Source organism: Sinorhizobium garamanticum (genome assembly GCF_029892065.1).
In the GTDB taxonomy this organism is placed as follows: Bacteria; Pseudomonadota; Alphaproteobacteria; order Rhizobiales; family Rhizobiaceae; genus Sinorhizobium; species Sinorhizobium garamanticum.
This window is the reverse complement of the sequence record NZ_CP120373.1, coordinates 1645829-1665898: the sequence shown is the minus strand read 5'-3', so window position 1 is coordinate 1665898 and position 20070 is coordinate 1645829. Positions and strand designations below refer to the sequence as shown.

Below are 20070 nucleotides of genomic sequence, written 5' to 3'. Positions count from 1 at the left end.
CTCATTGAAGCGGATTGGTACCAAACTCGGAGGCCACGCTCCGTACCCTCTGGCGGCTCTTTTTTTGAGGGTGCGGTCACCAAAGGACGCCATAAAGAGTAATAAAAACAATCATTAGAATGCACATGGCCGGGGTTGACCTAATCGCAAAATCGACCGGCCTGAAACGGTATCGAAAACTTCCAACATAAGATTTCATGATTTTTCCCTCCTGCAGGCTGACCCCGCCTGCCCGCCACCTTCAGGAATGCATGGTCCGCATTTTCAGCCGTTCGACGTTTCGCTCGCCGGATTGGAAAATCGATAACAAGCGAGCAGCAAGTGCTTCCGCCTGCTCGCCGCAGTTGGGTAGCTGACGCTCCTCCAGCAACTGCTCGAACACCTGGCCGAGCAGTTCGATCTCGCCAGGGCGCAAGGATTGTGGACGGTGGATACGAGATGCCTGCATAGCGCCACTCCTCAAGTAGGGCGAAAGCGCTATGAACTCCCAGCCATCGGCGCCCGTGTCACGAGCCAATGATGGATGCAGGGTACGCCTATTTTCAGCGAAGGCGAGTCCTTTCCAATTGTGCGGTCTTATTGGCCACCGGCTAGATCCATCCTTGGCAGAGCCGAGGCAAGTGCCTTCGCCCCAATGCTGCCGCGGGCGCGAGAGCCCGGGGGCTATACACAAATTGTCCCTTCGTTGCCCTGCTCCTGTGCGCTACGCCGCTATTTCATCTTCTCGCAGACGACGCCCGGGTCTTCCTCGCCCTTCGTAACGTCGAAGAGCGTCGCCTCTTCGCCTTCGGTCCACCAGACATATCGGCCGCCGGCGTATCTTGCGCCCGATCCGGAGATGACCGCCGAAGCAACGATGTAGGTGCCGCCGAACGAGAACGTCACCAGCGAAACGGGGCCGGCATTGATGTATTCGGCCTCGACCGTCTCGCCGCCGCAATCATAACGGACCTTCTGTCGATCGACCGCACCGGCATCGGGGATACGGAGCGACACTTCGGCGGCACCGACGGCCCCAGCCTTCATTGAGGCTAGCCGCATGACCGGCGTACCGTCCGGCTTCGCCAGTGTGAGCCTTCCGCCGTCGATCCGCCAGGTGAGCCCGTCGCGCAACGTGTCGAAGAACTTCTGTTCCTGATCCATGATCGCGGGTGCACACATCTTGCGCGCTGCGGCGGTGGGACCGAAGGTGATCGTCGTACCAGAGAGGCTGAAGGCACCGGTGAAATTGTTGCAGCCGGCCATGCCGCCATAGATGCCGTCTTCGCGTATCTCGAGCACTGTCTGAAGGTCGTCGAGCACGCCACCGCCGCCGATGTCTTCGGCAAGCCACGAGCCCACCAGTTCTTCCGGCACCTTTTCGGCGGCAACTATCTCAGTGGAGGCAAGCTCAATCAACACGCAGGCGCAGGAAGCCGTAGTCAGAGCCTTGAGCATCTGGAACTCCTCCACAAATCGGCGCGCTTTCGCTGCCTGTACCGATGCTACTGCATGTTTTCTTAAATCCTAGCGGATTTTAGGGATAAAAACATGCGGCAATTCAAGGTCCTACAGCGTCCTTTGTGCGTCTGAGAAGATGCGCGGCGCTGTAGGAAGTCACGACACAGGATGCGAGCGGAAAACGTTTCGCCATGCTCCTTACCCGCTGTCGTCGAGCGGTGCGATGGAGGGAAGGCAAGTCCACCCTTGTTGCCCGCGGCTTTCGGCTGTAGAGCCTAAGGCAAAGCTGACGAACTATAGCGCCGCGCGTCCAATCGGACGCGCAAAGATCGCTGTAGCACTTTGAAGTGCTGCGTGATTTTGTCCTTAAATCGATTCCGATTTGAGGAACCATGCAGTAGAAGAACACGGGATTTGGCAATGGCATCCGGCGACAGCACAAAGCGCCGTCTAACGATATTGGGCTCCACCGGCTCGATTGGCACAAATACGCTCGACGTCATCGACCGGCTGGGCGGACGAGATCGTTTTGAGGTCGTCGCGTTGACCGGAAACGGCAATATCCCGCTTCTTGCCGAACAGGCGCGCCGGCTCGGCGCCGAACTGGCGGTAACCGCAGACGACAATCTTTATCAGGACCTCAAATCGGCGCTTGCCGGCAGCGGGATCGCGGTCGCCGCTGGTCGCAGCGGCCTGACCGAGGCGGCCGAACGCGACGCGGGCTGGGTGATGGCGGCAATCGTCGGCAATGCCGGTCTTGCCCCGACACTTGCCGCGGCCCGGCGCGGCGCCGATATCGCGCTTGCCAACAAGGAGTGTCTCGTCTCGGCCGGCAGCCTCTTCATCGAGGCGGTCAAGAAGGGCGGCGGCCGGCTGCTGCCCGTCGACAGCGAGCATAATGCGATCTTTCAGGTGCTGGAGAACGATCAGCGCCATGCCGTCGAGCGGATCATCCTGACGGCCTCCGGCGGCCCGTTCCGCACCAAATCCCTCGACGAGATGCGCCACGTGACGGCCGAAACGGCGCGCGCCCATCCGAACTGGTCGATGGGGCTGAAGATCTCGATCGACAGCGCCTCGATGTTCAACAAAGCGCTGGAAATGATCGAGGCGCGCCATCTCTTCGGGCTGCGTCCCGAGCAGATCGAGGTCATCGTGCATCCACAGTCGGTCATCCATTCGATGGTCGGCTACAGCGACGGATCGGTGCTGGCGCAGCTCGGCTGCCCCGATATGCGCACCGCCATCGGCTATGCGCTTTCCTATCCGAGCCGGTGCGATCTGCCGGTCGAGCGGCTCGATTTTGCAAAACTCTCGCGGCTCGACTTCGAGGCGCCGGACGAAATCCGCTTTCCGGCGCTGCGCCTGGCGCGACGCGCCATGGAATCAGGTGGCGTCCAGGGCGCCGTGCTGAACGGCGCCAAGGAAACCGCGCTCGAGGCCTTCATAAGAGGGCGGATCGGGTTCCTGGCGATGGCCGACATCGTCGAAAAGGTGATGGACGCGCTTGCGGACCTGCCCGCGGCGGCCACCATGGATGATGTCTTCGCCGCCGACGAAAAAGCCCGGCAGATGGCTGCCGGGCTCATTCGGTAGAATATTGTCAGGCCGCGCTTACGCGACTGCCCTTGCCAGCGCACAGCGCGACCAGAGCGAATGCAGCGCGCTCACCAGGTGGTCGATGTCGGTATCCGAATGCAGCGGCGTCGGCGTGATGCGCAGGCGCTCGGTCTTCTTCGGCACCGTCGGATAGTTGATCGGCTGGACGTAGACGCCGAAATTGTCGAGCAGCAGGTCGGAGATCCACTTGCACTTGGCGGCGTCACCCACCACTACCGGCACGATATGGCTCGGATTGACCATGTGCGGGATGCCGCGTTGGTCGAGCAGCGAACGCAGCCGCCGCACGCGCTCCTGATGCGCGAAGCGTTCGATCTGGCTTTCCTTCAGGTGACGGATGGAGGCGAGCGCACCGGCTGCGAGCGTCGGCGGCAAAGCCGTCGTGAAGATGAAGCCGGAAGCGAACGAGCGGATGAAATCGCAAAGTGCCGCCGAGCCGGTGATGTAGCCGCCCATGACGCCGAAGGCCTTGCCGAGCGTGCCCTCGATCACCGTCAGCCGGTGCATCAGCCCCTCGCGTTCGGCAATGCCGCCGCCGCGCGGGCCGTACATGCCGACCGCGTGCACTTCGTCGAGATAGGTCATCGCGCCATACTTGTCGGCAAGATCGCAGAATTCCTTGATCGGCGCGATGTCGCCATCCATCGAGTAGACGGATTCAAAGGCGATGATTTTAGGCGCACGCGGATCGGCGGCTGCCAGTTTGGCTTCGAGATCGGCCACGGAATTATGCTTGAAGATGACCCGTTCGCATTTCGAATGACGGATCCCCTCGATCATCGAAGCGTGATTCCCGGCGTCCGAAAAGACGATGATGCCGGGAATCTTGGAACAGAGCGTTCCAAGCGCGGCCCAGTTCGACACATAGCCCGAGGTGAACAGGAGGGCGGATTCCTTGCCGTGCAGATCGGCAAGCTCGCGCTCGAGCAGGACGTGGTAGTGGTTGGTGCCGGAAATGTTGCGCGTGCCGCCGGCGCCGGCGCCGCATTCGTCAATGGCGCGCTTCATCGCTTCGGTGACGATCGGAGACTGACCCATGCCGAGATAGTCGTTCGAGCACCATACGGTCACTTCCTGGGTGCCGTCGGCCGTGTGGCGCGTTGCCCGCGGGAAGTCACCCCGATGGCGGGCGAGATCCGCGAAAACCCGATAGCGGCCTTCCTGATGCAGCCCTTCCAGCTCGTTTTTGAAGAAACTTTCGAAATCCATCATCATCTCCAGTGCCCTGACGCCTTTCTTCATTCAAAGCGATCAGGGGTCAACCCCGGAAAGGCCCCCGCTCCTGCGGCAAAAGGCCCCTACTTTTGAACTATTCCAAAACAGCTATAACAACTCAATCCCTTCAACTTTGATCGAAGTCAAGCTTTTGCAAAAAAGGACGGCCAAGGCCGCCCTTTTTCAATACTTAAGTCCCATCAAGCCGCAGCCACGGCGCGCTTGGTCATAACCTTGATAAGGTTGGCGCGATAGGCAGCGCTGGCATGAAGGTCTGTCATCAAATCCGATGCATCCACGGAGACATTGCCGACCGCATGCGGCGACCAGTTGCCGGCAAGCGCCGCCTCCATACCCTGATGGCGGAAGACACCATTCGAACCCGCTCCGGTCACGGCAACGCGCACGTCACCATTGTCGCGGCGCACGACGAAGACGCCAGCCATGGCGTAACGCGAGGCCGGGTTCGGGAACTTCTGGTAAGCCGCCTTCGCCGGCGGATCGAAGGTGATGGCGGTAATAATCTCGCCATCGTCCAACGCCGTTTCGAACAGTCCGGTGAAGAAGTCCGCCGCCGCGACCTGGCGGCTGTTGGTGACGATCGTCGCGTCAAGTGCCAGCATCGCCGCTGGATAGTCGGCTGCCGGATCGTTGTTGGCGATGGAGCCGCCGATTGTGCCCATGTGGCGAACATGAGGGTCGCCGATGTGACTGGCCAGTGCGCAAATCGCCGGACAGACCGCCCCGAGTTCGGCCGACGAAGCGACTTCGTGATGGGTTGTCGCCGCGCCGATCCGCACGGACCGGCCATTGACGGTGATCCCTTTCATTTCGGCGATATGGCGAAGGTCCACGAGATCGCTCGGCGCCGCAAGCCGTTGCTTCATCGTCGCAATGAGCGTCATGCCGCCGGCAAGATATTTGCCTTCCGCGGCCCCGCCGATCAGCTTCACCGCCTCCTGAACCGAGGACGGTCTGTGATAGTTCGTCTGATACATATCTGGTCCTCCGTATCAATTGGCGGCATGGGCAGCTGCCCAGACCTTCTCGGGCGTTGCGGGCATGGTAAGCGCGTTGTTGCCGATCGCATCGGTGATCGCATTGATCAGCGCCGGCGGCGAGCCGATCGCGCCCGCTTCCCCGCAACCCTTGACGCCGAGCGGATTGTTTGGGCAGGGCGTATTCGAGGTTGAGACCTTGAAGGACGGCAGGTCGTCGGCACGCGGCATGGCGTAGTCCTGGTAGCTCGCCGTCAGGAGCTGACCGTTGTCCGGATCGTAATGAACGCCCTCAAGCAGCGCCTGGCCGATACCTTGCGCCAGCCCGCCATGCACCTGACCCTCGACGATCATCGGGTTGATGATGTTGCCGAAATCGTCCGCCGCGACGAACTGGACGATCTCTGTCTGTCCGGTATCCGGATCGACCTCCACCTCGCAGATGTAGCATCCGGCGGGGAAAGTGAAATTCGACGGATCGTAGAAGGCGCCCTCCTTCAGGCCGGGCTCCATTCCGGCCGGCAGATTGTGGGCGGTGTAGGCGGCAAGCGACATCTGGAACCAGGGCACCGACTTGTCGGTACCGGCAACCTTCAGCTCGCCGTTTTCGATGACGATGTCGCTTTCGTCCGCCTCCATCAGGTGGGCGGCGATCTTCTTGGCCTTGGCCTCGACCTTGTCCAGCGCCTTGGCGACCGCCGACATGCCGACCGCGCCCGACCGGGAGCCATAGGTTCCCATGCCCATCTGCACCTTGTCCGTGTCGCCATGGACGATATTGACGCTGTCGATCGGCACACCGAAGCGGTCTGCGACGAGTTGGGCAAAGGTTGTCTCGTGCCCCTGGCCGTGGCTATGCGAGCCGGTCATCACTTCGATCGTGCCGACCGCATTGACCCTGACCTCAGCCGATTCCCAAAGACCAACGCCGGCGCCGAGCGAGCCGACGGCTGACGAGGGCGCAAGCCCGCAGGCCTCGATATAGCAGCTCATGCCGATGCCGCGCTTCATGCCGCGCCGCTCCGCTTCCGCCTTTCGGGCGGCAATTCCGTCCCAGTCGGCCGCAGCCATCGCGGCGCTCAATGACGCTTCGTAGTCGCCGGCATCGTAATTCATGATCACCGGTGTCTGGTGGGGGAAGGAGCGGATGAAGTTGATGCGCCGCAGTTCGGCGGGCGAAAGGCCGAGCTCCCGTGCGGCGGTCTCCATCGTCCGCTCCAGGAGATAGGTGGCCTCCGGCCGCCCCGCGCCGCGATAGGCATCGACCGGAGCGGTGTTGGTATAGACCGTGCGCACATTGGCATGGATCGCCGGGATATCGTATTGCCCGGAAAGCAGCGTCGCATAGAGATAGGTCGGCACGCACGAGGAGAAGAGCGACATATAGGCGCCGAGATTGGCGATGGTGTCGACCTTCAGCGCGGTGATTTTGTTAGCGCTGTCGAACGCCATCTTCACGGTCGACACGTGATCGCGGCCATGGGCGTCGGTCATGAAGGCTTCGGTGCGGTCGCACGTCCACTTCACCGGCACGCCGGTCCGTTTCGAGGCCCAGAGACAGACGATCTCCTCGGGATAAATGTAGATCTTCGAGCCGAAGCCGCCGCCGACGTCAGGCGCAATCACCCGCAACTTGTTCTCCGGCGCGACGTTGTAGAAGGCGCTCATCACCAGCCGCGCCAGATGCGGATTCTGGCTGGTCGTGTAGCAGGTGTAGTGATCGTCGCCCGAGTCATAGATGCCGAGAGCCGCGCGCGGCTCCATCGCATTCGGCGACAGGCGGTTGTTGACGATTTTCACCTCCGTCACATGCGCCGCCGCCGCGATCGCCGCGTCGGTCGCCGTCGCATCGCCCAGCTCCCAGTCGAAGATGAGATTGTTCGGTGCTTCCGGATGAAGCTGCGGCTGGCCGTCGGCCAGCGCCTTGACCGGATCGGTGACGACCGGGAGGGGCTCATAATCGACCAGCACGGCCTCGGCCGCATCGCGCGCTTCGTTCACGCTGTCGGCGACGACGACCGCAACCGCATCCCCGACATAGCGCACCGTTTGGTCGGCCAGCGGCCGCCAGGCGCCCATCTTCATCGGAGAGCCGTCCTTTGAGTGGATCATCCAGCCACAAATCAGGTTCCCGATACCGTCTGCCGTAAGCTGCTTGCCGTCGAGCACGTCGATGACGCCGGGCATCGCTTTCGCCGCCATGGCATCGATGCTCTTGATCTTCGCATGTGCGTGGGGGCTGCGCACGAAGATCGCGTATTTCATGCCCGGCACGCTCATATCGTCCGTGTAGCGACCCTTTCCGGTTAGGAACCGCTTGTCTTCCTTGCGCGCCACCCGCGCGCCAATTCCTTCAATGCCCATTGCCTATCTCCTCCCGAGACATTCAGCGAAAGTGCTGCGATGAAATCCGTCGGGACTTTTCGTCCCTGTGAAAGCGCCTCATTCGGCCGCTTGGCGCACGCCGCCCATCTCGGTCGCGGCGGCGAGGATCGCCTTGACGATGTTGTGGTAGCCGGTGCAGCGACAGATATTGCCTTCGAGCTCGGCGCGCACCGTCGCCTCGTCTAGTTTGCTGCCATGCCGGGCGATCATGTCGACGGCCGTCATCACCATGCCGGGCGTGCAGAAACCACATTGCAGCCCGTGATGCGCCTTGAACGCCGCCTGGACCGGATGAAGTTCGCCGTCCTTGGCCAACCCTTCGATGGTGGTGATCGACGAGCCTGCCGCTTGCACTGCGAGGATGGAACAGCTCTTGACCGACAGTCCGTCCATATGGATGACGCAGGCGCCGCACTGCGACGTCTCGCAGCCGACATGCGTGCCGGTCAGTCCAAGATTTTCGCGGATAAAGTGCACCAACAGTGTCCGGTCATCGCACGTGCCGCTGACCTGGCGGCCGTTGACCGTCATCGTTATTTTCGCCATTTCGCTCCTCCGGGGTCGGTCGTGCCAACTCGAGCGCGGCTTCAATTCGGGGTGACATGCGTCCACGCGACTGAAGTACGCGCTAACTGATATCTATGCCCTGCCCGCGGCCCGCTCCTCCCGGACTGACGCGGCGCTTTGTATCATTTGTCTTTTTTTGGAATGCCGCAACCGTTTCGGCCAAAGCGCGACAAAAAAATTCCGCGGTGGCTGTGACTCCGGGAACAGCGCCTTCATGTTCCGTTCAGGAAACATCGCATTATCTTGCGGCGGGAACATTTCGCCATGCCCCGTGGACTTTCCCGGGCGGCCGTTTATTTTCCCGAATGCAAGTTCAAGTGGCGGAGACGTTCGTCGACCCGCCTTTCAATCCAGGGACGGACGAAGCGACAGGCTGAGATCCGTAGAGATCGGAGAGGACAACATGAAGAAAGCCATCGCATTGGTGCTGGTCGCCTTGTCAGTCGCAAGCTGCACGCAGACGGAAAAGGGCGCCGGCATCGGTGCTGCATCGGGCGCGATCATCGGTGGCGCGATCACTGGTAACGTACGTGGTGCTGCGGTCGGCGCCGCCATTGGCGGTGTATCCGGCGCGTTGATCGGCCATGTCAGCGAACAGCCAGGTCAGTGCTACTACCGCGACCGCTACGGCCGCCGTTACATCGACCGTTGCTAATTGCCGCAGCAATCCGCAAGCAACGGCCCCGGAGCGATCCGGGGCTTTTTCTTGTGTTGTTGGAGCGGGGTGCCGATGCGGGGGTGGCCACCAGCTACGCTACCGCATGTCTCTTTAAATCGGAGCCGATTTAAGGATGAAAACAAGCAGAATTTCAAAGTGCTACAGCGACCTTTGTGCGTCTGAAAAGGCGCACGGCGCTGCAGCGAACGATCCAGGCGCAAGGCTGCCCACTTGAAACCGCTTCCGGCTCCTCCACCTTCTTGGGAATAGTAGCAACCCTACGAACGTGGGAGAGCCAGGAGCAACCCTGCTGGCCACAGATATTCAACAGAGCATATCGCCCTGATGTTCGTCCGCATTGACCGGCAGTCTTGAAGAATCGCGGCCTTCCTCTTCGTTTCACTGAAGGGAGATGGAAATGGCAAAGGTCGTTTGCGTCCTCTATGACGATCCGGTCGACGGTTATCCGACGGCTTACGCGCGGGATGGCCTGCCGAAACTGGAAAATTATCCCGGCGGCCAGACGCTTCCCACCCCGAAGGCCATCGATTTTCAGCCGGGCGTCCTCTTGGGCAGCGTGTCCGGCGAGTTGGGCCTAAGGAAGTTTCTCGAAAACCAGGGGCACAGCCTGGTGGTGACCTCGGACAAGGACGGTCCCGATAGCGTGTTCGAACGGGAACTCGTCGACGCCGAGGTTGTGATCTCACAGCCCTTCTGGCCGGCCTATCTGACTGCGGAACGGTTCGCCAAGGCGGCCAAGCTCAAACTCGCGATCACCGCCGGCATAGGCTCGGACCATGTCGACCTGCAGGCCGCGATGGACCGCGGCGTAACCGTCGCCGAAGTGACCTATTGCAACTCGATCAGCGTATCCGAGCACGTGGTCATGATGATCCTCAGCCTCGCGCGGAACTACATCCCCTCCTACCAGTGGGTTGTGAAGGGCGGCTGGAACATCGCCGATTGCGTCGCACGCTCCTACGATATCGAGGGCATGGAAATCGGCACGGTGGGCGCCGGGCGGATCGGCACCGCGGTGTTGCGCCGGCTGAAGCCATTCGACGTCAGACTACACTACACCGACCGGCACCGGCTGCCGGACGCGGTCGAGAAGGAGCTCGGCGTTACCTTCCACAAGACCGCGGCGGAAATGGTGCCCGTCTGCGATGTCGTGACGATCAACGCGCCGCTCCATCCGGAGACGGAAAACCTCTTCGATGAGGCGATGATCGCCAAGATGAAGCGTGGCGCCTATCTGGTGAACACCGCACGCGGCAAGATCTGCAATCGCGACGCCGTCGCGCGGGCGCTTGAGAGCGGCCAGCTCGCCGGCTATGCCGGCGATGTGTGGTTCCCGCAGCCGGCACCCAAGGACCATCCGTGGCGATCGATGCCCCATCACGGCATGACGCCGCATATTTCGGGCTCGTCGCTGTCCGCCCAGGCGCGCTATGCCGCCGGCACGCGGGAGATCCTGGAATGCTGGTTCGAAGGCAAGCCGATCCGCGAGGAATATCTGATCGTCGCTGGCGGCAAGCTCGCCGGAGCGGGGGCGCACTCCTATAGCGCCGGAGACGCGACGCGCGGGTCCGAGGAGGCAGCACGCTTCAAGACCTGAATGCGGCCGTGCGGGCCGCGGCACGGCCGCAACCTACTGCATGTTTCCTTAAATCCTAGCCGATTTAAGGATAAAAACATGCAGCAATTCAAAATGCTACAGCGTCCTTTGCGCGTCTGATAGGATGCGCGGCGCTGTAGGTGCGGCCGAGGGAGTTTTGACCGCAACGATGAGGAGCCGCCGAACGGAGTATTGTCGGTCCACGGGTAGTTTTGTGCCTGAAGGACAACATAACGAGTCCTTTTTGGCGAAAATCGTCGCCGAATCTCGCCTCCCGGCTGGCATCGATGGGCCGTCATCGTTAACAGATGGAAAACTTTGTTCTGCTATCGTGGCCGATGCCGCATATGCAGGCAGTTTGTTTTGAGTCGCCTGAAACGGGATGCGGGGGATGTCTCCAGCACGATCGAGCATTGCGCACTGGAAGGCAGCGACCGCTCTCGCAGTTGTGGCTTCGGCGCTGCTCGCCCCGTTTTCCATCGACCAGGCCCATGCGTTCAGGCTCTTCGGCATGCGCTTCTTCGAAAGCGACGAGGAAGAAGTCCAGGTCATCAACCCGGTCAACTATGCCCTGACATTCGAGCCCGGGACCGATGACAAGGAGCTACGGGAGGCCATCGAGAACAGTTCGCTGCTCTTCCAGGACAGGGAAAATCCGGTCTCCGGCGATCTCGGCCTCGCGATCAAGGCACGCGACGACAGGGACCGTATTCTCGCGGGCCTTTATGAGAAGGCGCGCTACGGCGGAACCATTACCATTCTGATCAACGGACAGAATATCGACAGCCTGCCGCCCGATCCCACCTTTCCCAAGGGCAAACCTGTGCCGGTTTCGGTCAGCGTCATGCCCGGGCCGGCGTTTACATTGGACTCGATCAGGTTCGGAGGCGATGCCGCCGGGCTCGATCCGGCCGCTTACGATCTGAAGCGCGGCGCCCGCGCCGACTCGACATTGATAATCAAGGCGGGCGAGCAGATCGTCGACGATCTGAAGGAACAGAGCCGACCGCTGGCGAAGCTGACGGAACGCAGCGTCGTCGCCGACCATGCCACATCCACCGTCGACGTGACGATCAGCGCCTCCGGCGGGCCCGTGGCACCGGTTGGACAGCTCACGGTTACCGGCACGAAAACCGTCGATCCGAATTTCGTCAGGGATTATTCCCGCCTCAACAACGGCCGCCCCTATTCGCCGGAAAACATCCGCAAGGCAGCGGAACGCCTGCGTCAATTGAACGTCTTCTCGAGCGTCACGATCAAGGAAGCCGATACGCTAACACCGGACGGCAGGATCCCGATGAACATCGAGGTCTCCGAGGGAAAGCACCGGTATTTCGGTTTCGGCGGGCAGGTCTCGACCACGGACGGCCTCGGCGTGCAGGGTTACTGGGGCCATCGCAATCTGTTCGGCCGCGCGGAGTCCTTGCGAATTGAAGGCGCGGTCAACCGCATCGGCGAGACCACGGATATCGGCGGCCTCGACTATTCCGCCGGTATCCTGTTCGCAAAGCCAGGCGCCTTCGGGCCGGCATCGACCTTCACTGCCAGCCTCCAGGCAAGCCTCGTCGACCCGGACGCCTACCGCGCAAAGATGATTACCGCGGCAGCCGGCGCGACCTTTGAGCTTTCGCCGCAGGATACTTTCTCGGGCGGGGCGGAATTGAGCTGGGCGGACGTCGACGACGCTTTCGGCAAGAACTCGTATCTCACCGCCAGCATCCCGCTCGAATATGTCCGCGACACGCGTGACGACAAGCTGAACGCAACGGAAGGCTATCGGGCACTGATCAACGCCAAACCGAGCTACGAGATCGAAGGACAAACCTTCTTCAGCTCGTTCGAGGCCTCGGCCTCCGGCTACTATGCGCTGGGCGAGGAAAAGCGTTTCGTGCTCGCCGGCAAGCTCGGCGCCGGTGTGCTTGTCGGCGGTGACGAACTCGCCGACATACCGGCGCCTCGGCGCTTCTTCCTCGGCGGGGGCGGGTCGGTACGCGGCTATTCCTTCCAGGAGATCAGCCCGCGCGATGCCGACAATGACGCGACCGGCGGCCGCTCCTATGTCAGCACTTCGCTGGAAGCGCGCATCGCGATTACCGACACGATCGGCATCGTCCCCTTCCTCGACGCCGGTACCGTTTCGGACTCGACGACGCCCGATTTCTCCGACATCCGCGCCGGCGCCGGCATCGGTCTGCGCTATGCTACGTCCTTCGGACCGATCCGGTTGGATTTTGCGGTCCCGCTCAACAAATATCCCGACGGGACCGACTTCGGCATCTACGCCGGCATCGGTCAGTCTTTCTGAATTGCGCCTGATTTTTTTGATAGTTCAGGCAGATATTTTCCGCAGGTGACAAGGTCCCTGCCGATTCCGAAACGGCGTAAGTTGGTCTATGGGTAGGACATGAATCAGGTCATCCGCTTCCTTCGATCCGGGCTGCGCTTTCTTCTTGCCGGCCTCGGCACTCTTGTGGTCCTGCTCCTCCTCATCATCGCCTTTGTCGGCTTCACGACACCCGGCGCGCGGCTCGTCGCCTGGGCAATCGAGAAATATGCGGCAACGCCCGACCAGATCGTCCGGATCTCGGATCCGAGCGCTCTGTTGACCGGTGATTTCAAGGCCGGCTCGGTCACGCTTTTCGACGGACAGGGGATCTATGCGGAAATCCGTGACCTGTCGGTCAACTGGTCGCCGGTCGAGCTCCTGTCCATGCGGTTCGATGCGAGCCAGATTGCGGCGGGTTCGATCCGTGTCGAACGCACGCCCATTCCCTCGACCGAAACGAGGGAGGTGCGGAGGAGTTTCGCACTGCCGGTCGAGGTCAAGATCGACGCCTTCGATCTCAAGGAGATCATGATCGGCAAGGCGATCGCCGGCGAGGACCAGTTCCTGACCGCGCGCGGCAATGCCAACGCCACGAATTCCAGCATCGCTCTTGCCTTCGATGCCGCCGAGCGCGATCGCCCGGAGGCGCACGCCGTCGCGGATATCCTTTTCAATCCGGCCGGCAATCAACTGAAACTGGAAGCGAAGGTCGCCGAACCGAAGGGAGGATTGCTCGCCAAGCTGCTCCGCTTGCCGGGCGAGCCGGCTGTCGACATCACCTTGACCGGTGAAGGGCCGCTTTCCGATTGGGCGGGATCGGGCACTGCCTCGCTCGACGGCAACGAGATCCTCCGGCTCGACGGGCGCCATGTGCAGGCCGCGGACGGTATGCGCCGCTTGACCATCGCCGGCGGTGGCGCCTTGGTGTCACTCGCGCCGGCGGTCTTCAAGCCGCTGTTCGAAGGAACAACGAGCATTGACGTGACGGCCGCCTTCGATGGATCGAGCAAGGTGGAGATCGAGGCCGGCAAGGTTTCCACCGGCGCATTGACACTCAACGCAGCCGGAACGGTCGACAGCAAGGGCGAAAACAACCTTCAGGCAAGCCTTGTGGGCACCAGCGGTCCCATCGACTTCCGCTGGCCGCTGCGAGATGGCGAGTTGCGCGCGCTGATCAACACCGCCAATCTCTCGCTGATCGGCGACGGACATTCGGCTATCCTCGACATCGCCGGCGATCTCCCTTCGATCTCTCTGCCGCAGATGAGCCTTGGCGCCGTTCGGCTTTCGGCGCAAAGCGATGCCTTCAACCTGGAAACACAATCCGGGCCGCTGAAGACGACGGCCGAAGTCGGCGAGAGCCGTTTTGCAAGTGCCGATCTCGACCGGGCGATCAAGGCGCCCGTGAAGGTAGACGGAACGATCGACGTCGGGCCGGAGAGCATTCGCTTCGATCCGCTGACGATCGAAAGCGCGAGCATCGGGGGCAGCGTCTCCGGCAACCTGAACCGTGCCGATACGACCGTCGCGGCAGCCTTCAAGCTCTTCGCGGTGCCCGGCGTGCTGCCGCCCGGCATTGCCGCAAAGTTTGACAGCACGATTGCGGCAACGGGAGGCGTCGCAACCGGTGAGGACGGCAGCGTCCGGTTGAGCAACCTCGAAGTCAAATCCGGAACCCTCGATGCTTCGGGCACCGTGACACTCGCCGACGGCGCATTGACCGCGGATATCGAGGGCAGCCTACCCGATCTCGGCAGGCTTATCGCCGATGCCCGGGGTGCGGCGGCGTTCCGCGCTTCGATCACGGGTCCGCTCAACGAACTCGGCGTGAAGGCGGAGGTGACCTCCAGCGGCGCGACGCTGGCCGGCCGCACGCTGGAAGATCTCAGAATCAACGCCGATGCGACGGCAACACCGAACAACCCTCAAGCCAAACTGACCGCAATTGGAAGCCTCGGCGGCCAGGCGATCAACGCCCGCGCCGACGTCGTCTCCGAGAACGGCCGCACCTCGATCCCAACCCTGGAGGCGACGATCGGCGACAACCGGCTGACCGGCGCGCTCAACCTCACGCCCGACTTCAAACCGGATGGCACGATCGACTTCACCCTGCCCGATCTCGGCCTGTTGGCGGCGATGGCCGGCCAGACCGCGTCCGGCGATCTCGCCGGTTCCGCGACGGTGCGCACCGTCAATGGCGTCACGTCGATTGCGGTCAAGGCAAGCGGCGGCAGCATCAGCCGCGATGCGTTGACGATTGCCAGGCCCACCGCCGATATCAGCATCGCCGATATCGCCAAGCTGGCAATCAGGGGCACCATCGGCGCCGAAAGCCTCGGCCAGGGAGAAAACCGTGTCTCGGGCATCGACCTCGCCTTCGACCAGCAGGGTGACAGAACGGGCTTCTCGATCGACGCTGCCTATGATGGCGCACCGGTCGCAGCCACGGGCGATCTCGTCAGCAGTGCCGGCCGCACGGAAATCCGGCTCGCATCCTTCTCGGCAACGCCGAGGCGGGTGCCGCTGCAGCTTGCCGCACCGACGACCGTCGCCATCGAGAACGGCATCGTCCGCCTCGGCGATCTCTCCATCCTTGCGTCGGACGGCTCGATTGTCGTCGCAGGCACCGCCGGCGAGCAACTCGACATTTCGGCGCAAATCAACGCGCTGCCCGCCACCCTGATCAACACCTTCGCCCCGACGCTCGGCGCCGAGGGCGCGATCGGCGGCACCGTCAATGTCAGCGGGGCGGCAGCCGCACCGGTGGTCGGCTACGAGCTCGTCTGGAACGGCGCATCCATCGCCTCGGTTCGCTCCGTCGGCATCGTCGCGCAGGACGTCACGGCGAAAGGCACGGTCACGGTTGCCGAAGGCGACGTCCGCTTCGATCCGATGACGATCGAAAGCGGCGACTTCCGTGGCAACGTCACCGGCCGCCTGAACCGCGCCAATGCGACCGCCGCTGCCGACTTCAAGCTCTTCGCCGAACCGCATCTGCTGCCCCCCGGCCTCGCCACGAAATTCGACAGGACGATCGCGCTCTCCGGCAAGGTCGAGACCGGCGAAGGCGGCAGCGTCAAGCTGAGCGCGTTGCAACTGGCATCCGGCACCGTCGACGCCACCGGCTCCGCCACGCTCGCCGAAGGCGCTCTGACCGCGGCGATCGAAGGCACCCTGCCCAACCTCGGCAAGCTGCTCGCGGACGCAGAGGGCAAGGCCGCGTTCAGCGCCGACATTTCCGGACCGCTCAACGAACTCGGCGTGAAGGCGGAGATGACCTCCAGCGGCGCAACGCTGGCCGGCCGCACGCTGGAAGATCTCAGAATCAACGCCGATGCGACGGCGACACCGAACAACCCTCGAGCCAAGCTGACCGTAACCGGAAGCCTCGGTGGCCAGGCGATCAACGCCCGGGCCGACGTGGTGTCCGAGAACGGCCGCACCTCGATCCCGACCCTGGAGGCGACGATCGGCGACAACCGGCTGACCGGCGCGCTCAACCTCACCCCCGACTTCAGGCCGGACGGCACGATCGACTTCACCCTGCCCGATCTCGGCCTGTTGGCGGCGATGGCCGGCCAGACCGCGTCCGGCGATCTTGCCGGTTCCGCAACGGTGCGCACCGTCAATGGCGTCACGTCGATTGCGGTCAAGGCAAGCGGCGGCAGCATCAGCCGCGATGCGCTGACGATTGCCAAGCCCACCGCCGATATCAGCATCGCCGATATCGCCAAGCTGGCAATCAGGGGCACCATCGGCGCCGAAAGCCTCGGCCAGGGAGAAAACCGTGTCTCGGGCATCGACCTCGCCTTCGACCAGCAGGGTGACAGGACGGGCTTCTCGATCAACGCTGCCTATGATGGCGCACCGGTCGCGGCGACAGGCGATCTCGTCAGCGATGCCGGCCGCACCGAGGTCCGGCTGGCATCCTTCTCGGCAACGCCGAAGCGGGTGCCGGTGCAGCTTGCCGCACCGACGACCGTCGCCATCGAAAACGGCATCGTTCGCCTCGGCGATCTCACCATCCTTGCGTCCGACGGCTCGATTGTCGTCGCGGGCACCGCCGGCGAGCAACTCGACATTTCGGCGCAAATCAACGCGCTGCCCGCCACCCTGATCAACACCTTCGCCCCGACGCTCGGCGCCGAGGGCGCGATCGGCGGCACCGTCAATGTCAGCGGGGCGGCAGCCGCACCGGTGGTCGGCTACGAGCTCGTCTGGAATGGCGCCTCGATCGCATCGGTTCGCTCCGCCGGCATCGTCGCGCAGGACGTCACGGCGAAAGGCACGGTCACGGTTGCCGAAGGGGAGGTCCGCTTCGATCCGATGACGATCGAAAGCGGCGACTTCCGTGGCAACGTCACCGGCCGCCTGAACCGGGCGAATGCGACCGCTGCTGCCGACTTCAAGCTGTTCGCCGAACCGCATCTGCTGCCCCCCGGCCTCGCGGCAAAATTCGACAGGACGATCGCGCTCTCCGGCAAGGTCGAGACCGGCGAAGGCGGCAGCGTCAAGCTGAGCGCGTTGCAACTGGCATCCGGCACTGTCGACGCCACCGGCTCCGCCACGCTCGCCGAAGGCGCTCTGACCGCGGCGATCGAAGGCACCCTGCCCAACCTCGGCAAGCTGCTCGCGGACGCACAGGGCAAGGCCGCGTTCAGCGCCGACATCTCCGGCCCGCTCAACGAACTCGGCGTGAAGGCGGAGATGACCTCCAGCGGCGCAACGCTGGCCGGCCGCGGGCTGTCCGACCTGGTGATCAATGCCGACGCAACCGCGAAACCCGGTAGCCCGCAGGCGAAGCTGACCGCGACAGGCGCGCTTGGTGGCCAGGCGATCGATGTGCGGGCCGACGTCGTGTCCGAGAACGGCCGCACCGCGATCCCGACTTTGCAGGCAACGATCGGCGACAACCGGCTGACCGGCAGGCTCAACCTGACGCCCGACTTCAAGCCGGACGGCACGATCGACTTCACCCTGCCTGATCTCGGCCTGCTGGCGGCGATGGCCGGCCAGACGGCGTCCGGCGATCTCGCCGGTTCCGCGACAGTCCGCACCGTCGACGGAATCACCTCCGTGTCAGTCAAGGCAAGCGGCAGCGGTATCAAGCGCGATGCCCTGACGATCGCAAAGCCTGTGGCGGACATCAGCATCGCCGATGTCGCCGCGCTCGCCATTAGGGGCAGCGTCAAGGCGGAAAGCATCGCGCAAGGACAAAATCGTCTCTCCGGCCTTAATCTCGCCTTCGAGCAACAGGGCGACAGGACGGGTTTCTCGATCGACGGAAACTATGACGGCGGGCCGCTTGCGGCAAAAGGCGATCTTTTCAGGGGCGGAGGCCGCACCGAAGTCCGTCTTGCTTCCTTCTCTGCGACGCCGAAGCGGATTCCGTTGAAGCTCGCCAAGCCGACCACCGTGGCGATCGAAGATACCATCGTGCGTCTCAAGGACCTCGTCATTCAGGCGTCGAGGGGAACCATCACGGTCACCGGCACGGCGGGGGAAAAGCTCGATATCTCGGCGCGACTAAACGCGATGCCCGCTGCTCTGATCAACAGTTTCGCGCCCACCGTCGGAGCGGAAGGCACTATCGCCGGAACGGTGGACATCGACGGAACTCCGGCCGCGCCGGTGGTCGTATACGATCTCAAATGGAGCGGTGCTTCCGTGGCGCAGGTGCGTTCGGCGGGCGTCGGCGCGGTCGACATTACCGCGAAAGGCAGGCTCGTCGACAATCGCGTCACGCTCGACACGGTATTGTCGGGCGCCTCAGGGCTGTCCATCAGGGGCGGCGGTACCGTCGAGCTTGGCGGCAATATGCCGCTTTCGATGAAATTCTCGGGCAACGTGCCCTTCGCGCTGCTTGCCAACCTCATGGCGGAAAACGGTTTCACGCTCACCGGCTCCGCGACCATCGATCTCTCGCTTTCCGGCTCGGCGAGGGCGCCGCAGATCTCCGGCACGATCAGGACCGCCGGCGGACGGCTGGTCGACGTCCGGCGTAACCTCGCTTTCAACGACCTTACAGCAAATGTCACACTCGACGGCAGGCAGGCGACGATTTCGAGGCTTTCCACCAATCTCGCCACCGGGGGCTCGATCGAGGCGAGCGGGACCGTCGGGATCGCGGCCGGTTCCGGTTTCCCTGCGGATTTGAGGATCCGCCTCAACAACGCGACCTATGTCGACGGCACGCTCTTTACGGCAAACCTTGCCGGCGACCTGACGCTCAGGGGGCCGCTCGTCGCCACGCCGGTGCTCGGCGGCAGGCTGACGATCCGCCGCGCGGCAATCACTATTCCGGAAAAGCTGCCCACCTCTTTATCCGAGATCGACATCACGCATAGGAACGCCCCGGCCAACGTGCAGCAGATGGCAAGGAACCTGCGCAGGGACACCTCCGCAGGAGCCGAGGCCCGCGGCTTGATCGCATTCGATCTCGCCGTCAGTGCCCCGGGACAGTTTTTCGTGCGTGGGCGCGGCATCGATGCGGAGCTTGGCGGCGAGCTGACGATCCGTGGCACTGCCGTGCAGCCGATCGTCTCCGGCGGCTTCGACATGCGGCGCGGGCGGCTCGAAATTCTCGGCAAGCGCCTCACGTTCACCCGAGGGCGGATCGGTTTCGGCGGCGATCTGATTCCGACACTCGACCTCGACGCCACCTCGAGCGCCGGCTCGACGACCATCACCGTCAATGTCTCCGGGCTCGCCAACAATCCGCAGGTGACGTTCTCCTCCTCGCCGGCGCTGCCCCAGGACGAAATCCTGGCGCGCCTCATCTTCAACCGGTCGCTTTCCAACTTGTCGGCCTTCCAGATCGCTCAACTCGCCTCAGCCGTCAGCCAACTCGCCGGCGGCGGCTCGACATCCGTGCTTGACGGTCTGCGCAACAAACTCGGCGTCGACGATCTCGACATAACGACCGACGAGAGCGGCGGCGCGCAGTTGCGGGCCGGCAAATACCTCAACGACCGCACTTACCTCGAATTGCAGCAGGGCTCGGATTCGAGCTCCAGCAAGGCTGTGATCAATTTCGATGTCGGAAGGGGCGTCAAGCTGAAGGGCGAGGCCGCCGGCGACGGCTCGGCTGCCGGCGGCATCTTCTTCGAAAGGGAGTATTAGGCGAAGCAAAGATTGTTTCGGTTTCCCCTCCGCGGCTGTCTCTGCCGTGAGCGGGGACCGGGACTGAGCGGCTGCGGCGGGCCCTTGGCCTCGCTTGTGGCCGCGAGGCTACTGCAGCGCC

At 63.0% G+C, this 20070-nt stretch carries 11 protein-coding genes; 5 read left to right on the top strand and 6 right to left on the bottom strand.

Annotated features, from left to right (window positions below):
• Positions 1 to 241: 241 nt before the first annotated feature.
• Together PZN02_RS07720 and PZN02_RS07715 are read right to left on the bottom strand one after the other, a co-directional pair.
• The gene (locus PZN02_RS07720) at positions 242 to 448 is read right to left on the bottom strand and encodes a hypothetical protein (protein WP_280661000.1); all 207 of its coding nucleotides are present in this window, start codon (positions 446 to 448) and stop codon (positions 242 to 244) included.
• A gap of 263 nt (positions 449 to 711) precedes the next feature.
• Positions 712 to 1437 (bottom strand): META domain-containing protein, encoded by a 726-nt coding sequence (locus tag PZN02_RS07715; RefSeq protein ID WP_280660999.1) that lies wholly within the window; start codon positions 1435 to 1437, stop codon positions 712 to 714.
• 423 nt (positions 1438 to 1860) lie between these two features.
• Here PZN02_RS07715 and dxr point away from each other — a divergent pair, with 423 nt between their 5' ends.
• Positions 1861 to 3036, top strand: a complete 1176-nt coding sequence (gene dxr / locus PZN02_RS07710) for a 1-deoxy-D-xylulose-5-phosphate reductoisomerase (protein WP_280660998.1) — start codon at positions 1861 to 1863, stop codon at positions 3034 to 3036.
• Positions 3037 to 3054: 18 nt separating this feature from the next.
• On the opposite strand, the gene hemA is transcribed toward dxr, so the two are convergent.
• From hemA to PZN02_RS07690, 4 genes are all read right to left on the bottom strand, one after another.
• A complete protein-coding gene (hemA, locus tag PZN02_RS07705; RefSeq protein ID WP_280661422.1) occupies positions 3055 to 4269 on the bottom strand; it encodes a 5-aminolevulinate synthase in 1215 nt (404 codons plus the stop codon).
• Positions 4270 to 4475: 206 nt separating this feature from the next.
• A complete protein-coding gene (locus PZN02_RS07700; RefSeq protein ID WP_280660997.1) occupies positions 4476 to 5273 on the bottom strand; it encodes an FAD binding domain-containing protein in 798 nt (265 codons plus the stop codon).
• 15 nt (positions 5274 to 5288) lie between these two features.
• Entirely contained in the window at positions 5289 to 7637 is a 2349-nt protein-coding gene (locus PZN02_RS07695) for a xanthine dehydrogenase family protein molybdopterin-binding subunit (RefSeq protein ID WP_280660996.1), read from the bottom strand.
• 78 nt (positions 7638 to 7715) lie between these two features.
• Positions 7716 to 8204, bottom strand: a complete 489-nt coding sequence (locus PZN02_RS07690; protein WP_280660995.1) for a (2Fe-2S)-binding protein — start codon at positions 8202 to 8204, stop codon at positions 7716 to 7718.
• A 424-nt stretch (positions 8205 to 8628) separates the two neighbouring features.
• On the opposite strand from PZN02_RS07690, the gene PZN02_RS07685 reads away from it, so the two are divergent.
• The 4 genes from PZN02_RS07685 (at position 8629) to PZN02_RS07670 (ending at position 19949) form a co-directional block, all read left to right on the top strand.
• Positions 8629 to 8880, top strand: a complete 252-nt coding sequence (locus PZN02_RS07685; RefSeq protein ID WP_153440661.1) for a YMGG-like glycine zipper-containing protein — start codon at positions 8629 to 8631, stop codon at positions 8878 to 8880.
• Between the two features lie 421 nt (positions 8881 to 9301).
• Entirely contained in the window at positions 9302 to 10501 is a 1200-nt protein-coding gene (locus PZN02_RS07680; protein ID WP_280660994.1) for an NAD-dependent formate dehydrogenase, read from the top strand.
• A gap of 391 nt (positions 10502 to 10892) precedes the next feature.
• On the top strand, positions 10893 to 12806 hold the full coding sequence (locus PZN02_RS07675; protein WP_280660993.1) for an autotransporter assembly complex protein TamA: 1914 nt from the start codon (positions 10893 to 10895) through the stop codon (positions 12804 to 12806).
• Positions 12807 to 12905: 99 nt separating this feature from the next.
• On the top strand, positions 12906 to 19949 hold the full coding sequence (locus PZN02_RS07670; RefSeq protein WP_280660992.1) for a translocation/assembly module TamB domain-containing protein: 7044 nt from the start codon (positions 12906 to 12908) through the stop codon (positions 19947 to 19949).
• Positions 19950 to 20070 lie beyond the last annotated feature (121 nt).